This window comes from Winogradskyella epiphytica (assembly GCF_003217215.1).
Classification (GTDB): domain Bacteria; phylum Bacteroidota; class Bacteroidia; order Flavobacteriales; family Flavobacteriaceae; genus Winogradskyella; species Winogradskyella epiphytica.
The window spans coordinates 12,710-29,953 of the sequence record NZ_QJTD01000007.1 but is presented as its reverse complement, the minus strand read 5'-3'; the positions used below and the strand labels follow the sequence as shown (position 1 = coordinate 29,953).

Below are 17,244 nucleotides of genomic sequence, written 5' to 3'. Positions count from 1 at the left end.
GTTAAAGTTAGAATTGAGAGCATAGGATAGAGTTCCGATTTAAAAATATTAAATTTGTACTATATTTAAATTTCAAATTATAATTATCAAGATCACCAAACAAATAAAGAATAGATGTATAACTCAAAAATAATAGGCTTAGGCAAATACGTGCCAGACAATATAGTTACTAATCACGATTTGTCTAAAATGATGGATACCAATGACGAATGGATCCAAGAAAGAACTGGAATTAAAGAACGTCGTTGGGTAAAGAAAGGTTCTGGTGATACGACGGCTACTATGGGAGTGAAAGCCGCTAAAATTGCAATTGAGCGTTCGGGAATTGATAAAGATGATATAGATTTTATTGTATTTGCAACCTTGAGTCCGGATATGTATTTCCCTGGTCCAGGTGTACAAGTTCAGCAAGCCTTAGATATTAAAACGATTGGTGCTTTAGACGTACGTAACCAATGTTCTGGATTCATTTATGCACTTTCTGTAGCTGATAATTTTATAAAAACTGGAATGTATAAGAACATTTTGGTGATTGGTAGTGAATTGCATTCGCACGGTTTGGATAAAACCACTAGGGGTAGAGGAGTCACTGTTATTTTTGGAGATGGCGCAGGTGCTGCAGTTTTAACTAGAGATGAAGATAACTCGAAAGGTGTATTGTCTACGCACTTACATTCACAAGGAGAGCATGCTGAAGAATTGGTATTGGTAGCTCCAGGAATGGGTAAGCGCTGGGTAAACGATATTTTAGAAGATAAAGATCCAAATGACGAAAGTTACTTCCCGCACATGAATGGACAGTTTGTATTTAAAAATGCAGTTGTTCGTTTTAGTGAAGTGATTATGGAAGGTTTGACGAAGAACAACTTGCAAGTTGGTGATATTAATATGCTGATTCCACATCAAGCTAATTTACGTATCTCACAATTTATTCAGAAAAAATTTCAATTAGGCGACGATCAAGTTTTTAATAATATTCAGAAATACGGAAATACAACGGCGGCATCGATACCTATTGCTTTAACTGAGGCTTGGGAAGAAGGTAAAATTAAAGAGGGTGATACGGTGGTATTGGCTGCGTTTGGTAGTGGATTTACTTGGGGAAGTGTGATTATGAAGTGGTAAATAAGTTCTTAAAATCAAAATTAAACATTTTAAAAATAGAAAAGCCCAAACATCTGTTTGGGCTTTTCAGCTATTAACCAACTTAACCAACACTATTATAAAAACTAATTTATAACGAATATTACTTAAAAACTTATATTACTATAGACGTAAAAACTTCAATTTTATTTCATCGTTTCTGGTAATTAACTTGTATTTAACACAAAACCCGAAACTTCTGTCTCGGGTTTTGTAAATTGAAAATGAATGGGTTATAAGAATATTCTTATTTTTTTTGATTGTGATAGTTGTGATTAGAATAAACCTCCACCTTCTTTAACATCATTGTCACGTTGTTTACGAGATTTAGCTCTGTATTTTCCACCACCAAAGCGGTAAGAAAGTTGTCCTGAGACTTGTTGACTTTCCCAGTTAAAACGACCTAATTGGGCGTATGGCCTTTCGCTAGTGAATTCCGCATACATGGTGTCAAAAATATCGTTATAGCTTAGGCTGAAACTCGCTCTTCCTTCCATAAAACTGTAACGTAAACCTAGATTCACCATGAGCATATCTTTCGAATCAAATTGGATGTTTTTACTTTTTGATCTGTACATCCCAAAAGCCGATAAACTTAAACTCTTGCTTACTTTAAAATTGTTAAAGATTCTTGTGCTCCAAGCTACATTATCAACTTCAACCGTGTTTAAAACAATCTCTTGATTTGTGTCAAATGATTCAGCTATACTTTTTTGCGTTTGTGAGTATAAATCAAAACTACCATTAATACTCCACCATTTTGTTGGTCGGTAATTAGATGATAACTCAACACCATATGCCGTACTATTGTCAAAGTTTAAATTTGTAAATATTAGACGGTTCGTGTCCGTTCTATCAATCAACATGGCTTGTTGAATTTCATCTTCAATAATTCTGTAAAATACACCACCAGTAATACTACCTTTTTCAAGTTGTCTTGTGTAATTCGCTTCGATAGAATTGGTGAATTGTGGACGTAACTCCTGATTTCCAAATTCAGAAACTAAAGGTGTGCTCCAGTTTGGTAATGGGTTAACTTGTCCTACACCAGGGCGATCTATTCTTCTACTATAACTAAAGTTATATGAGTTTTTTTCTGAAGGAGAGTAGGTTATGAAAGCCGATGGATACAATTCGAAATAGTCATTTTTAAAAGGTATAAAAAGCTCATCGTTAGAAGCCAAATCTTTTTTAAAGGCATCGGACTCTACAGCTACAGTTTCGGCTCTTACACCAAATTGGTAACTCCATTTGTCTAATTTTCTACCGTAAGTCGCGTAAGCAGAATAGATATCTCTCATATAATCGAATTGAGTCGTTGTTGGGATATACTCACCTATTTCATTTCTCTCTCTTCGATCAGATTCGTAATAAATGCTCGTGTCAAACAAACGTGCTTCTAGACCTAATTCAAGTTTTGCGGTTTCAGACAATGGATTTACATAATCTAAATTAATAGTGGTGCTGCTTCTGTCCGTATCCGTGTCTTCTCTGAAATTTGGACGTTGTGAACTGAAAAATATGTTGTCAGAATCACCAAAGCCATCATAAGTGTTATAATCTACTTCAAGCTCTATATTATGACCTTCGTCATTAAAATTGTGCTTATAGTTAAAGTTGTATTGTTGTGAATCGTTTTCACTATTACCAGCCATGGTTTGTGCTTGGTTTAGTGATATATTATTGAGGTAATTAATTTGGGTATTAACATTTGTTCTACCGTTAAAAAGATTTTGATTCGTAAAAACCGAAATAGTGTTTTTATCATCTAAATAGTAGTCAATTCCAACTTTAAACAAATGCGATTTGTTATTGCTTAGGATATTAAAGTTTTGCTCTATCTCTTGTTCTGTTCTCGTAATTTCACCTTCATGAGCACTTTTTCTGATGTTATTTCCGTAAGATCCATAAAAGTTAAATTTTCCATTACGGTAATTCGCATCAATCGAACTGTTGAATTTAGGTTCAATTTCATAGGCTAAACCGAAATTAATATTTCCATTAAAACCAATTTGTGTGTTTTTATGAAGAACTATATTAATAATTCCACTCATGCCTTCAGGATTGTACTTAGCTGAAGGGTTGGTAATTAATTCAATACTCTTAATAGATGTTGAAGGTATTTGCTTCAATAATTGGTCGGCAGGAATATTAGATAATTTTCCATCCACCATCACACGCACATTCTGGTTACCACGTAAACTAATAGAGCCTGTTTGTTGGTCGACACTCACAGATGGTAAGTTGTTCATAATCTCACTTGCAGTAGCTCCTGCAGTTTGTAAATCTTTACCAATAGTTATGACTTTTCTGTCTACTCTTTGCTGAATAGAAGACACGTCTGCAACTACTGTAACTTCATCTAAACCTGTAGAGGCTTCGTATAGTTTAACTTCACCAATATCAATTTTGTAATTCCCACTACCAATAATTACTTCTTTATTAATGGTTTCAAAACCTACGAATTGAATGGATACAATAACTTTTCCTTCTGGTATATTTTTGATAGTAAAAGTACCGTCATCATTTGTAATTCCACCTGTGATAATACTATTGTTAAGATCTTTAATTACAATATTTACATAAGGTAAAGGTTGATTTAGTTGTGCATCGATGACTCGTCCTGAAACTGAACCGTCTTTAACGTCCGAGTTAGATTTGGGTTGCGCACTTATAAAAGTTGAAGTAACTAATACAAGCATTAAGATTAAATGCCTCATTTTTTTTTGAATGGTTAATTTGATTGATTAAATTGTTCGTTAGAATTAAGACGACTATTTTTACCTTATGTTACCGTATAAAATAGTCTTAACACATATTTAACATTATGAGCAAAAAAACATTAGTCATAGGAGCATCTACAAAACCTGAACGGTATTCTAATATCGCTATCAATAGGTTAAGAAGTCATGGCCACGAAGTGAAAGCCTTCGGGTTACGATCTGGAGTGGTGGGTGATGTAACTATAGATACCAATATGATGGCCTATAAAGCTATTGATACCGTAACACTATACCTCAACCCGAAACGTCAAGAATTATATTATGACTATATCATAGGTTTAAAGCCAAAACGCGTCGTTTTTAATCCAGGCACAGAGAACCCTGAGTTTTATAATTTGCTAGAGCAAGAAGGAATTGATTACGAAGTGGCTTGTACCTTAGTATTGTTAAGTACTGGGCAATATTAAGCTTTCTTTCTAATCATCACTAGGCCTAAGTACATCAGTAGACCGTTGATAATTAAAATTTCAAACCCAATTTCGTAGCCATTAAATAATTCTTTAGAATATATATTTAAGAGATAAGAAAGGATTGGTGCTACAATGGCGATGATCCAAACGAATTTGTCTTTGATTTGTGATTTGGTAAATAAACCAAAAGCGAATAAACCTAATAATGGTCCGTAAGTATAGCCTGCTGCTTTAAATAATTCCCAAATAACAGAGATGTCTTTAAAGATGATATCAAACAACAATATCACTAACATTAGCACGATACTAAATCCAATATGAGTACGCTTTCTTATATTTTTTCTTCGTTCTTCAGGTTTGTTTTCAATATCTAGAATGTCGAAACAAAAAGAAGTGGTTAAAGATGTTAATGCCGAATCTGCACTAGAATAAGCTGCAGCAATTAAGCCTAATAAAAAGAAGGCTGAGGTTACAATACCAATTTCGGGAAGCATTGCAATGGTTGGGAATAAGTCATCTTTGGATGCTGTGATGCCATGTGTAGAAGCGTATTGTGTAAGCATCACACCAAGAATTAAGAATAACATATTCACAAAAAGCAACACTATACTAAAGGTAATCATGTTTTTCTGCGCATCTTTCAAATTACGACAGGTTAGATTTTTCTGCATCATATCCTGATCTAAACCAGTCATCGTAATTGTGATAAAAATCCCAGACAAGAAACTTTTCCAGAAATACTGAGGGTCGTTGCCATCTTCAAAAAAGAATATTTTACTAAGGCTACTTTCTTTAGTATATGTAATCACCTCACCAATACTGTTTAAATCTAATGCCGAAGCTAAAAACACAATAGTTACCACTACGGAAACTAACATAAATAGAGTTTGAAGGGTGTCTGTGAATATAATCGTTTTTATTCCGCCTTTAAAAGTGTAAAGCCATATTAGTCCGATGGTGATTATTACAGTAACGGCAAACGGAATATCAAAGAGGTCAAAAACCAATAACTGCAACACTTTAGCGACTAAGAATAAACGAAAAGCAGCTCCTACAGTTCTTGATATTAAAAAGGCTACCGAACCTGTTTTATAGGAAACTATACCAAAGCGATCCCTTAGGTAAGTATATATAGAGGTGAGATTTAGTCGGTAATAGAGTGGTAATAAAACGTAAGCGATAATCACATAGCCAAAAAAGTAACCAAAAACTACCTGCATGTACCCGAATTGTTTGGCTTCTACAGCACCAGGAACAGAAATAAATGTAACGCCAGATAAAGATGCGCCAATCATACCAAAGGCTACTAAATACCATGGTGCAGATTTGTTAGCCTTAAAAAAAGCAGCATTAGAATCTTCTTTACCTGTGAAATAGGAGATTAAAATTAGTAAGCCGAAGTAACAAGCAATTAATACTAATATAGACGTCGGTGACATGGGTTGAAGTTTTAAATAATTTTTTGTGAAAAGTAGTACATTTGAAAAAGAAGAAGAGCTCAAATTACAATTAATTGTAAACAACTTATCTACGAACTTACATTTTAGTAGTAAATAGACTTCTGCTCAAGCATCTTTTTATATCTAAAAATCTTTACCTTCGCAGTTATGGAATTTTCATCAAAACTCTTAGAAAACGCGGTCAACGAAATGTCGCAATTACCAGGTATTGGTAAACGTACGGCCTTGCGATTGGTATTGCATTTACTGCGTCAACCTGAAAGCCAAACCTTTCAGTTAGCAGACGCGCTTTCAAAAGTGAGAAAGGAAATAAACTTCTGTAAATCCTGTCATAATATTAGTGATAATATACTTTGTGAAATTTGCGAAAACCCGAATAGGAATACCGAATTGATTTGTGTAGTTGAAGATATTAGAGATGTTATGGCTGTTGAAAACACAAGTTCTTTTAAAGGCTTATATCATGTTTTAGGTGGTAAAATTTCTCCTATGGATGGCATTGGTCCTCAAGATTTGAACATTTCTACTTTGGTTGAAAAAGTAAAGGCAGGAAAAGTGAAGGAGTTAATATTTGCTATGAGTCCTACTATGGAAGGCGATACGACGAACTTCTACATTTTTAGACAACTACAGGGTTATAATGTGACCACGTCAACCATTGCAAGAGGTGTTGCTGCTGGTAATGAATTAGAATATACAGACGAAGTTACTTTAGGAAGAAGTATTATTGATCGTGTGCCATTTGAAGCATCACTAAAATCCTAATATTGAAACTATCGGTCATCATACTTAATTATAATGTGCGCTACTTTTTAGAATTATGTCTAAAAAGTGTTGAAGCCGCCATTACCGATTTAGACGCCGAAATTATAGTTGTAGACAACAATTCGCCTGACGATAGTTGCCAAATAGTGAAGCAACTTTTTCCTGACGTGAAGCTGATTGAAAATAAAGAAAACTCTGGATTTTCAAAAGGAAATAATATCGGAGTCGCTCAGGCTAAAGGAGAATATCTATGCATTCTCAATCCAGACACCGTCGTTTCTGAAGATACATTTACCAAACTTATAGCTTTCGCAGATTCTAAAAAGAACTTAGGCATCGTAGGCTGTCAACTTATTGATGGTAGAGGTCAATTTCTGCCTGAAAGTAAACGAAATGTTCCAACCCCAATAGTATCATTGAAAAAGGTGTTAGGTAATTCTAAAGATTACTACGCTAATCATGTTGAGGTTGAAAACACAGGAAAGGTTGATGTTTTAGTCGGAGCGTTTATGTGGCTCAAGAAAGAGTTGTATGAAAGTGTAGGTGGATTTGACGAAGAGTATTTTATGTATGGGGAAGATATCGATTTATCCTATAAAGTAATTAAAGCCGGGTACGATAACTATTATTTTGGAGATACTACAGTAATTCATTTCAAAGGAGAAAGTACTTTAAGAGATGCTAATTACGCAAGGCGCTTTTATGGTGCCATGCAAATTTTCTATAAAAAACATTTTAAACGTAATGTGCTACTAAATGGTATGGTTTGGTTAGGGATTAAAATGGCTTACCTCATGAGAAAAAATCCAGATGAGGTAAATTTGCAGCCTAATCAATCCTATTTATATGCAACTAATTATGATAAATCTGTAATAGAAAAACTACCAAATCCGGTGCATATTGAGACTATTATACAAGATAAGGTGGAAAATAATAGTATGATTATTTACGACCTTAAAGCATTGGCAGCTAGCGCTATGATTTCAGATATGAAAATAAAATCCAAACAAGAAAATATAGTTTTTAGATTTATTCCAAAAAATAGTAATTTTAGCCTCGGAAGTGACAGTGCTACAAGTAGAGGAGAAGTACTTCATTTTTGACAGGTTTTAGTTGAATAAAAATCAATAAACTATCTGTTTTTTTATTAATTTTGCACGCTAATTGCAAATAATGACCTTCAAATTATAAATATGGCAAATTTTGAACTTAAGTTACCTAAAATGGGAGAGAGTGTTGCGGAAGCAACAATAACCTCATGGCTTAAAGAAGTTGGTGATACTATTGAAGCTGATGAGGCTGTTTTAGAGATAGCAACAGATAAAGTTGATAGTGAAGTCCCGAGTGAAGTTGATGGCGTTTTAGTTGAAAAACTATTTAACGTTGATGATGTTGTTCAAGTCGGACAAACCATTGCGGTAATACAAACAGAAGGTGGCGACACAGTAGAGGTAAAAGCTCCTGCGGCAGAACCTACACCTGTTAAAGAAGTAGCAGCTCCAAAAGCAGCGGCGGAAGTGGCACAAACTGTTGTGGCAGCACAAGAGACAGTCGAACCTGTGGTTTCAACTGAAGGCCGATTTTATTCACCTTTAGTGAAAAATATAGCAAAACAAGAGGGTATTTCTCAATCAGAATTAGACGCAATTCCTGGTACAGGAAAAGATAATCGTGTGACTAAAAACGATATAAAAGCGTATTTAGAAACGCGTAGTACGGCTCCAAAAGCCGCGACTACAGTTGAAGCGCCTACCAAGGAACATGCACCTACTCAAACAAAAGCAGCAGCGCAGCCGGTGATTGTATCTGGTGGTGATGAAATTATTGAAATGAGTAGAATGGGGAAACTCATTGCAAAACATATGGTTGATTCTGTTCAGACTTCTGCTCACGTACAATCATTTATCGAAGCTGATGTGACGAAGATTTGGAACTGGAGAAAGAAAGTTAAAGATGCATTCATGAAGCGTGAAGGTGAAAACTTAACTTTTACACCAATATTCATGGAAGCTGTTACTAAAGCTTTAAAAGAATTCCCAATGATGAATATTTCTGTTCAAGGAGATAAAATCATCAAAAAGAAAGATATTAACCTAGGGATGGCTGCAGCATTACCAGATGGAAACTTAATTGTTCCGGTTATTAAAAATGCAGATCAACTTAATTTATTCGGAATGGCTAAGCGTGTTAACGATTTAGCAACAAGAGCAAGAGATAATAAATTGAGTCCAGATGATATTCAAGGTGGAACTTATACGGTTACTAACGTTGGAACATTTGGTAGTATCATGGGAACTCCAATTATTAATCAACCACAGGTAGGTATTTTAGCACTTGGTGCAATTAGAAAAGTACCTGCTGTTATTGAAGGACCAGAAGGAGACTATGTAGGTATCCGTTACAAAATGTTCTTATCTCACTCTTATGATCATAGAGTGGTTAATGGTGCATTAGGTGGTCAGTTCGTGAAGTTTGTAAAAGATTATTTAGAAGCTTGGGATCCTAATCAAGAAATTTAAGTTTGTAAGTCATTTATAGATTCCAAATATTTGTTGGCGATTTAGAATGTCTTGAAAAACAATAATAGTATTTATCTATAGAAAAAGAAAAAGCACAGTTTTTAACTGTGCTTTTTTATTGCAATACTATGATATCACTATTCTTGAATTATGCAGGGACACCTAGTGTTTCTTTAACTTTAGTTGGTTTTGGCGCTAATTCAAATTGATTAGCCGTGTTCTTCTCACCGCCAGCCTTTAAGGCTTTTTCTCCAGCAAAAAATGTTTTATGATCGTCCCCTAAATCTGAACCTGCCATTCGTTGGTGTTTTACACAGGCTACACCTTTTCTGATTTCTTGACGTTGAACTCCTTTGACATAAGCTAACATCCCTTCTTCGGCAAAGTAACCTTCGGTTAAATCATTCATATGAAGTGCTGTGGTATGGTACGTAGGTAGAGTGATTAGGTGATGGAAAATTCCAGCGTCTCTAGCGCCATCTTTTTGGAAGGTTCTGATCTTTTCGTCTGCAACCTTACAAAGCTCTGAATTATCATACTTCGCATCCATTAAATTATTTCTATCATAAGCCGTCATGTCTTTTCCTAATTCTAACATCTCGTCATAGGCTTGATTTCGGAAGTTTAATGTCCAATTAAATGAAGGAGAATTGTTATAAACCAATTTTGCGTTTGGAACAACTTCTCTTACTCTGTTTACCATATGTGCAATTTGCTTTACATTAGGCGTTGGTGTTTCAATCCATAGGAGGTCAGCTCCATTTTGTAGGCTGGTAACACAGTCTAAAACAACACGGTCGATATTAGAACCTTCTTTAAATTTGTATAAACCATTAGCTAATCGCACCGGACGAACTAACTTTCCATGTCTTTTTAGTAGTACGTCGTCTTCTTTGGCATCTGCAATATCTATTTCTTCAGCCTCAACAAATGCTAAGTACTGAGAAGCTAAATCTCCAGGCTCTTGACTCACGGGTAATTTTTGAGTTAAACCGGCGCCTTCAGAATCGGTACGGGCAACAATAACACCATCATCTACACCTAATTCTAAGAAGGCATATCTGATTGCGTTTAATTTAGCGACAAAATCTTCATGAGGAACTGTAACCTTTCCATCTTGGTGGCCACATTGTTTAGCGTCAGATACTTGATTTTCTATTTGAATCGCACAAGCACCTGCTTGAATCATTTGTTTTGCTAATAAATAGGTGGCTTCTTCATTTCCAAAACCGGCATCAATATCGGCAATAATTGGAACGATATGTGTTTCAAAATTATCAATCTGATTTTGCACGTCTTCGCCATTTTCTAAACGTCTAAATAAATCGTTTAACTCAATGGCATCTGCCTGACGTAAAAAGTCATAAATTTCTTTAATTAGAGATGAAACAACTGTTTTTTCATGCATAGATTGATCCGGTAATGGGCCAAATTCAGAACGTAATGCAGCGACCATCCAACCAGAAAGGTATAAGTACTTCTTATTAGTTGTTTTATGGTGCTTTTTAACCGCAATCATTTTTTGTTGTGCCACAAACCCGTGCCAGCAACCTAAGGATTGCGTGTATTGAGATGAATCAGCATCATACTCAGCCATATCTTTTCTCATGATCGCTGCAGTGTATTTAGCAATATCTAATCCAGTTTTAAATCGATTTTGAATTTTCATTCTAGCTGCACTTTCAGGTTGAATGGCATTCCAAGTGTCGCCATACTTTTCTTTGAGGTTTCTTACAGTTTGTAGGGCAGAGCGGTAATCGGTTTGTGAGAAATTTTTCATAATTTTGTCTTATGTTATTATTATTGATAATTAGATCCTGTTGACTGTTGCCGCAATCGCAGGATCGCTTTTTTTTAGATGTATTGGTATGCTGGAAGGGTTAAGAATTCTTCGAATTTTTCAGATTGTACGAGTTGATCAAAAAGTTCTACAGCTTGTTTTAATTTGCTGTCACTCACGGAATCCCCATTTTCTTTAATTATTTTTTCGACTTCATCATTAAATAAATCTTGATAAAGTTGTGGCGTAAAAGTCCTGCCGTCTTCTAATTTTACTTCGTTCTTTAGCCATTGCCACACTTGAGTTCTGGATATTTCAGCCGTTGCAGCATCTTCCATTAAATGGTAAAGAGCAACTGCGCCGTAGCCACGAAGCCAGGCTTCTGTATATAAAATTCCGACGTTAATATTTTTCCTAACGCCAGCTTCGGTAACTGTTCCTTTAGGGAGTTCTACTAAATCGGCCTCACTGATGTTTATGTCATCTCGTGTTATATGTAGTTGATTAGGGCTTGGCATATGTTTATTGAATTCATCCATGGCGACTTTCACAAGTGCAGGATGAGCCACCCAAGTACCGTCATGTCCGTTTTTGACCTCACGTTCTTTGTCTTTTCTGACTTTTTCTAAAGCGGCAGCATTGGCTTTTTCATCATTTTTAATTGGAATTTGAGCGGCCATTCCACCTATAGCTAAAATACCACGCTTATGACAACGTTGAATAACTAATTTTGAATAGGCGTCCATAAACGGTGTGGTCATTGTCACCTGATCGCGATTAGGAACTATAAAGTTGGGGTGGTTTCTAAATTTTTTGATATAAGAAAAAATATAATCCCAGCGACCACAATTCAATCCTACAATATAATCTTTAAGTTCGTATATTATTTCGTCCAATTGAAAGCTTGCGGTTATGGTCTCTATTAAAACGGTAGCTTTAAATGTTCCCTTGGGTACTTTGAGATAGGCTTGTGCAAATTCAAAAACCTCATTCCACCAACGTGCTTCTGTATAATGTTCTAATTTTGGGAGGTAGAAATAAGGTGCGGTTCCATTATTTAGCATTGTGGTTGTATTGTGAAATACATATAAACCAAAATCAACTAAACTCGCAGAGGCTTCTTCGTTATTTATCAGGAGATGTCTTTCGTTAAGGTGTAAGCCTCTTGGTCTAACTAAAAGTACTGCAGTTTCTTTATTAAGGGTGTAATTTTTTCCCCGTTGCGTATCTACTAAACCAATAGTCTTAGCATTGGCATCGATTAGGTTTTGCTGCCCTTCCATATTATTTTTCCAAGTAGGAGAGTTACTGTCTTCTAAATCGGCCATAAATGTTTTGGCACCAGAATTAAGGGCGTTGATGATCATTTTTCTATCAACCGGACCAGTGATTTCAACGCGTCGGTCTTGAAGATCTTTTGGAATAGAACCTGCGGTCCAGTTTGCTTCTCTAAGGGCTTTTGTTTCCTTAGGGAACTCTGGAAATTTTCCGCTATCAAAAACCTGTTGCTGTAACTCACGATTTGATAAAAGAGCTAATCGTTGCATGTTGAATTTTTCATGAAGCGCAGCGATAAACTCCAAAGCGTTTCCGGTTAAAATTTCTGGGTATTCATTTTGAATGTTATGGGCGAATTTAACTTTTGTTGGTTTTAATACTGTGTTTTTCATGGTCTTATTGTTTTGCAAGACAATATTATAACAATGTTTTTTAAAAAACAAGCGAACGTTCGCTAAATATTGAAATTCGCTAAATTTGTTTCATTCGCAAAAATGACTACATTTGTTTTTTAATGTATGGAACAAGAATATATAAGACTCATATTTGGCTTAAAACTTAAGCAAATACGGACTGAAAAGAATTTATCGTTGTTCGGTTTGTCTAAACTTTCGGGTTTATCTAAATCCTATCTCAATGAAATAGAAAAAGGGAAGAAGTACCCGAAACCAGATAAGATTATGGTGCTTTCAGAAAAATTGGATGTGCCTTATGATCAGATGGTGTCTTTAAAGCTTGATAAAAACTTGGCACCCATTGGTGAGTTATTGCAGTCAAAAATTTTCAAAGAGATTCCTTTGGAACTTTTTGGTATTAAGGAAAGTAACTTGATAGATATAGTTGCTAATGCTCCTGCAAAAGTAAATGCCTTTATAAGTACAGTCATAGAAATTGCTAAAAATTATAATTTTAGTCGTGAAAGTTTCTACCTAGCTTCTGTGCGCTCTTTTCAGCAAGCGAATAATAATTATTTCGACGATTTGGAGCATCAAGTTATAAAGTTTGCTAAAGCGTATCATGTCGATTTATCTCAATCTATAGTTTCAAAAGATCTAGAAGAAATTTTGATAGAGGAATATGGTTATAGTATTAATGAAAGTGAATTGCGTAAATATGAAGCCTTGGAAAACCTGCGTTCGGTATTTATGCCTAAAACCAAAACATTACTGCTTACAGATACGATAGACGAAGCGCAACGTACCTTTATATACGCTAAGGAGATCGCTTATAATTTTTTAGATATTAAAGATAGGTTGTATACGTTTCCTTGGATTAAGTTTGAAACCTTTGATCAGGTGTTGAATAATTTTTACGCCTCATATTTTGCTGGAGCGCTTGTAATTCCAAAAGATCAAATATCAAATCAACTAGAACAGTTGTTCGAAAAGGAAACCTTTGATGAGGGCTTGTTCTTGAGTTTGATAGATGGTTTTAATGCGTCACCTGAATCCTTTTATCAGCGATTAACTAATATTTTACCGAAGTCCTTTAATATTCAGAATTTGTTTTTTTTAAGGTTTACTTATAAAGAGGGAAGTGGAAGGTTTCACTTAAACAAAGAGCTTCATTTGTCACATCAACATTCACCTCGTGCTAATGAAACCAATGAACATTATTGCAGACGATGGGCAGCTTTGCGTGTTCTAGAAGATATTAGTGTCAGTAAAAAAGATCACGAATTTGATATTCAAATTTCTCATTTTAAAGAAGAAGATGCAAAGTATTTGATACTGTCTTCAGCAACAAAAGATCCTTTTAGAGATAATCAGTACAGAAGTGTGACGATAGGATTATTGTTAAATAAACAATTAGAACGCAAATTGAAGTTTTTAGACGATCAGGCAATTTTGCATCATGACGTTGGTGTGACTTGCGAGCATTGTCCGATTAAAGATTGTGAATTGAGGCAAGTACCAGCAATAGCCTTGGAGAAAATCGCTAAAAATGAAAAAATAGAATCAATTGTTGAAGAGTTGAAATCAAAATTTGAATCTTAATTGAAGCGATAGAGTGGTCTATTATAATAGGGTTAAGCTTTTTCAATTCAAACAAGCCTATTCTACATATTCTAATTACCTTTGATTTTTAAAATAAAAATGATGCAATTAAACCTTTCAAAACCTATCTGTTTTTTCGATTTAGAAACAACAGGAGTCAATATATCAAAAGATAGAATCGTAGAAATTTCAATTCTTAAAGTCTATCCAGACGGTAAGGAAGAAAATAAAACATGGTTGGTAAATCCTGAGATGCCAATTCCTGCTGAGGTAACAGCCATTCATGGTATTTCAGATGCTGATGTTGCAGATAAACCTACGTTTAAGGAATTGTCTAAGGAAATCCATAATATGATTAAGGATTCGGATTTGGGTGGCTTTAACTCCAACCGATTCGATATTCCGCTTCTAGCTGAAGAAATGTTAAGAGCTGAGATCGATTTTGATATGAAAGGAAGGCAATCTGTAGATGTGCAAACCATTTTTCATAAAATGGAACAACGTACATTAAGTGCTGCGTATAAATTCTACTGTGATAAAAACTTAGATGGTGCTCATAGTGCCGAAGCCGATACTAAAGCCACTTACGAAGTGTTGAAAGCACAATTGGCACGTTACGAAGAGTTAGAAAATGATACTAAGTTTTTAGCTGAATTTAGCTCGCGTAAGAAATTTGCTGATTTCGCTGGATTCTTAATTTTCAATAAAGAAGGTGAAGAGTGCTTTTCTTTTGGAAAACATAAAGGAAAACGTGTGGTAGATGTTTTAGAGCAGGAACCAGGTTATTTTGGGTGGTTACTGAATGCTGACTTTCCTCTATATACCAAGAAGGTGTTAACAGCAATCAAACTTAGACAATTCAATAATAAATTAAGCTAGCATAAGAGTTAGACTATGAAACTAATTTGCATAGGTCGAAATTATACAGACCATATTAAAGAATTGGAAAACGAAAAACCTGCAGAACCAGTTGTTTTTCTGAAGCCAGATACTTCGATTTTATTAAAAAAACAACCATTTTTCATCCCAGATTTTTCAGATGATGTGCATCATGAAGTTGAAGTTTTGGTAAAAATCAATAAGGTAGGAAAGTATATCGATAAAAAATTTGCACATAAGTATTATGACGAAATTGGCTTAGGTATCGACTTTACAGCGAGAGATCTTCAGTCGCAATTGAAAGCAAAAGGGTTGCCCTGGGAAAAGGCAAAAGCCTTTGATGGAGCTGCGGTTGTGGGTAAATGGTTACCTAAAACAAAATTTCAGAATATTAATAATATCAACTTCAGTTTAAAGAAAAATGATGAGGTCGTTCAAAAAGGAAATACAGAGCTAATGCTTTGGAAAATAGATGAACTTATCGAATATGTGTCAAAATATTTCACTTTAAAAATTGGAGATATTATATTTACGGGAACACCAGCAGGAGTTGGTAAGGTGTTTGTAGATGACCAACTGAAAGGATACCTTGAAGACGAAGAAATGTTTTCAATAAAAATTAAGTAAATGGCAAGACATTATAAATTAGATCGCGTTCGTGAAATGGCTGATGGAGATGAGGATTTTGTGGCAGCAATTGCGGCGGCATTCATAGAAGAAGTTCCAGAAGACGCTGAGCGTTTAAGAACAGCAGTTCCCAATAAAGATTATAAAGAAGTCTATCAAGCAGCTCATAAAATGAAACCGACAGTGGATTTATTTGATCTTGGAGTTTTAGATACTTTAATCGAAGTACAAGACTGGGGAAAGTTTGAACAGAAGGATAGAGATATTACAGAGCAACTTCAGGTAGTACTTACTGCCGTAGAAAATGCGACTAATGAAATTAAAGCCGATTTCGGTCTGTAATGCAAGCAGAGATTATCACCATTGGCGATGAGATTCTTATCGGTCAAATTGTCGATACGAACTCTGCATTTTTAGGAAAGGAGTTAAATAAAGTCGGTATTTCTGTTTACCAAATTACTTCTATCCAGGATGAAAAAGCTCATATTCTCAAAGCTTTAAAAGAAGCTGAGGAAAATGCGGATATTATCATTATAACAGGTGGTCTAGGGCCAACCAAAGACGATATAACCAAACATACCATCTGTGAATACTTTAATGACACCCTCATTGAAGATAGAGACGTTTTAGCAAACGTTGAGAAAATCTTTTCAAGCTATAATGCACCACTTTTAGAAGTTAATAAACAACAAGCGCTAGTGCCTTCTAAAGCAAAAGTGCTTATGAACTATAATGGTACCGCCCCAGGAATGTGGTTAGAGAAAAACGGAAAAGTGTTTGTCTCACTTCCAGGCGTGCCTTATGAAATGAAGGCCCTGATTCTCGATCAGGTGATACCGAAGTTAAGAGAGCAATTTAAGTTTCCTTATATAGAACATAAAACGATTTTAACTTACGGACTTGGTGAAAGCGCTTTAGCTGAACGAATTGCTTCTTGGGAAGATAATTTACCTTCATTTATAAAATTAGCCTATCTACCTAGTTTAGGTCGTGTGCGATTACGCTTATCAGGAAATGCTTATGATAAAGTATTGGTTCATATTGAAATTCAGAATCAAATCAATTTATTGCTGCCAAAAATTGAAGATGTTTTCGTCGGATATGAAGAAGATGAATCTATTGAAGCGTTAATTGGCAGACTACTCACGGAAAAAGGAAGAACATTAGCTCTTGCTGAAAGCTGTACAGGTGGCCGAATTGCTAAATCATTTACGGAAAATGCAGGGGCTTCAGCCTTTTTTAAAGGTGGTTTTGTGACTTATGCTACAGAAGCTAAGATAAATATTTTGAATGTTCCCAAAAGTTTAATAGACAAGTATTCTGTAGTTAGTAGAGAAGTGGCTGAGGCTATGGCAAAAAACGCAAGACTTCTGTATAACAGTGATTATGCCATAAGTACAACGGGTAATGCCGGACCGTCTAAAGGCGACTCAGATGCTGAAGTTGGAACGGTTTGGATTGCTATTGCGACTGCAGACAAAGTGTCTTCTGAAGTGTTTAATTTTGGAAATCATCGTCAAAAAGTAATTGTCAGAGCAACAAACAAAGCATTTGAAATGCTTAAAAAGCAAATTGAAGTCGGATAATTAGGCTGACATCTGAA

General features: G+C 35.2%; 14 protein-coding genes. 10 read left to right on the top strand and 4 right to left on the bottom strand.

Going from position 1 to position 17,244, the window contains the following annotated elements:
• Positions 1-114 precede the first annotated feature (114 nt).
• Positions 115-1,125 carry a 3-oxoacyl-ACP synthase III family protein gene (locus DFQ11_RS12665; RefSeq protein WP_110476257.1) on the top strand — a complete coding sequence of 337 codons (1,011 nt, stop codon included), beginning with the start codon at positions 115-117 and terminating at the stop codon, positions 1,123-1,125.
• 293 nt (positions 1,126-1,418) lie between these two features.
• On the opposite strand, the gene DFQ11_RS12660 is transcribed toward DFQ11_RS12665, so the two are convergent.
• Entirely contained in the window at positions 1,419-3,863 is a 2,445-nt protein-coding gene (locus DFQ11_RS12660; RefSeq protein WP_110476256.1) for an outer membrane beta-barrel family protein, read from the bottom strand.
• 107 nt (positions 3,864-3,970) lie between these two features.
• On the opposite strand from DFQ11_RS12660, the gene DFQ11_RS12655 reads away from it, so the two are divergent.
• Entirely contained in the window at positions 3,971-4,333 is a 363-nt protein-coding gene (locus tag DFQ11_RS12655) for a CoA-binding protein (protein ID WP_110476255.1), read from the top strand.
• Here the strand turns inward: DFQ11_RS12655 and DFQ11_RS12650 are convergent.
• Positions 4,330-5,775 (bottom strand): sodium:solute symporter, encoded by a 1,446-nt coding sequence (locus DFQ11_RS12650; RefSeq protein ID WP_110476254.1) that lies wholly within the window; start codon positions 5,773-5,775, stop codon positions 4,330-4,332. The genes DFQ11_RS12655 and DFQ11_RS12650 overlap by 4 nt on opposite strands.
• 168 nt (positions 5,776-5,943) lie before the next feature.
• On the opposite strand from DFQ11_RS12650, the gene recR reads away from it, so the two are divergent.
• From recR to DFQ11_RS12635, 3 genes are all read left to right on the top strand, one after another.
• Positions 5,944-6,561 (top strand): recombination mediator RecR, encoded by a 618-nt coding sequence (gene recR, locus DFQ11_RS12645; RefSeq protein WP_110476253.1) that lies wholly within the window; start codon positions 5,944-5,946, stop codon positions 6,559-6,561.
• A 2-nt stretch (positions 6,562-6,563) separates the two neighbouring features.
• A complete protein-coding gene (locus DFQ11_RS12640) occupies positions 6,564-7,664 on the top strand; it encodes a glycosyltransferase family 2 protein (RefSeq protein WP_110476252.1) in 1,101 nt (366 codons plus the stop codon).
• Between the two features lie 90 nt (positions 7,665-7,754).
• The gene (locus DFQ11_RS12635) at positions 7,755-9,080 is read left to right on the top strand and encodes a dihydrolipoamide acetyltransferase family protein (RefSeq protein WP_110476251.1); all 1,326 of its coding nucleotides are present in this window, start codon (positions 7,755-7,757) and stop codon (positions 9,078-9,080) included.
• A 148-nt stretch (positions 9,081-9,228) separates the two neighbouring features.
• On the opposite strand, the gene DFQ11_RS12630 is transcribed toward DFQ11_RS12635, so the two are convergent.
• Positions 9,229-10,860 carry an isocitrate lyase gene (locus tag DFQ11_RS12630; protein WP_110476250.1) on the bottom strand — a complete coding sequence of 544 codons (1,632 nt, stop codon included), beginning with the start codon at positions 10,858-10,860 and terminating at the stop codon, positions 9,229-9,231.
• A gap of 74 nt (positions 10,861-10,934) precedes the next feature.
• Positions 10,935-12,530 (bottom strand): malate synthase A, encoded by a 1,596-nt coding sequence (gene aceB, locus DFQ11_RS12625; RefSeq protein ID WP_110476249.1) that lies wholly within the window; start codon positions 12,528-12,530, stop codon positions 10,935-10,937.
• Between the two features lie 126 nt (positions 12,531-12,656).
• Between aceB and DFQ11_RS12620 the strand changes: the two genes are divergently transcribed.
• The 5 genes from DFQ11_RS12620 to DFQ11_RS12600 all read left to right on the top strand — a co-directional run bounded on the left by DFQ11_RS12620 (position 12,657) and on the right by DFQ11_RS12600 (position 17,227).
• Complete coding sequence (locus DFQ11_RS12620) at positions 12,657-14,135, top strand: helix-turn-helix domain-containing protein (protein ID WP_110476248.1); 1,479 nt, start codon at positions 12,657-12,659, stop codon at positions 14,133-14,135.
• Positions 14,136-14,237: 102 nt separating this feature from the next.
• Complete coding sequence (locus DFQ11_RS12615) at positions 14,238-15,014, top strand: 3'-5' exonuclease (protein WP_110476376.1); 777 nt, start codon at positions 14,238-14,240, stop codon at positions 15,012-15,014.
• Between the two features lie 15 nt (positions 15,015-15,029).
• Positions 15,030-15,641, top strand: coding sequence for a fumarylacetoacetate hydrolase family protein (locus tag DFQ11_RS12610; RefSeq protein WP_110476247.1), 612 nt, complete (start codon positions 15,030-15,032; stop codon positions 15,639-15,641).
• Positions 15,642-15,983, top strand: coding sequence for an Hpt domain-containing protein (locus DFQ11_RS12605; protein ID WP_110476246.1), 342 nt, complete (start codon positions 15,642-15,644; stop codon positions 15,981-15,983).
• Positions 15,983-17,227: a competence/damage-inducible protein A gene (locus DFQ11_RS12600; RefSeq protein ID WP_110476245.1), complete on the top strand. Its 1,245-nt coding sequence runs from the start codon at positions 15,983-15,985 to the stop codon at positions 17,225-17,227. The genes DFQ11_RS12605 and DFQ11_RS12600 overlap by 1 nt, the downstream gene beginning before the upstream one ends.
• The last annotated feature ends 17 nt before the right edge of the window (positions 17,228-17,244 follow it).

Coding starts and splice junctions, on each gene's coding strand:
- DFQ11_RS12665 (WP_110476257.1), top strand. CDS start 115: ATGTATAACTCAAAAATAATAGGCTTAGGCAAATACGTGCCAGACAAT.
- DFQ11_RS12660 (WP_110476256.1), bottom strand. CDS start 3,863: ATGAGGCATTTAATCTTAATGCTTGTATTAGTTACTTCAACTTTTATA.
- DFQ11_RS12655 (WP_110476255.1), top strand. CDS start 3,971: ATGAGCAAAAAAACATTAGTCATAGGAGCATCTACAAAACCTGAACGG.
- DFQ11_RS12650 (WP_110476254.1), bottom strand. CDS start 5,775: ATGTCACCGACGTCTATATTAGTATTAATTGCTTGTTACTTCGGCTTA.
- recR (WP_110476253.1), top strand. CDS start 5,944: ATGGAATTTTCATCAAAACTCTTAGAAAACGCGGTCAACGAAATGTCG.
- DFQ11_RS12635 (WP_110476251.1), top strand. CDS start 7,755: ATGGCAAATTTTGAACTTAAGTTACCTAAAATGGGAGAGAGTGTTGCG.
- DFQ11_RS12630 (WP_110476250.1), bottom strand. CDS start 10,860: ATGAAAAATTTCTCACAAACCGATTACCGCTCTGCCCTACAAACTGTA.
- aceB (WP_110476249.1), bottom strand. CDS start 12,530: ATGAAAAACACAGTATTAAAACCAACAAAAGTTAAATTCGCCCATAAC.
- DFQ11_RS12620 (WP_110476248.1), top strand. CDS start 12,657: ATGGAACAAGAATATATAAGACTCATATTTGGCTTAAAACTTAAGCAA.
- DFQ11_RS12615 (WP_110476376.1), top strand. CDS start 14,238: ATGCAATTAAACCTTTCAAAACCTATCTGTTTTTTCGATTTAGAAACA.
- DFQ11_RS12610 (WP_110476247.1), top strand. CDS start 15,030: ATGAAACTAATTTGCATAGGTCGAAATTATACAGACCATATTAAAGAA.
- DFQ11_RS12605 (WP_110476246.1), top strand. CDS start 15,642: ATGGCAAGACATTATAAATTAGATCGCGTTCGTGAAATGGCTGATGGA.
- DFQ11_RS12600 (WP_110476245.1), top strand. CDS start 15,983: ATGCAAGCAGAGATTATCACCATTGGCGATGAGATTCTTATCGGTCAA.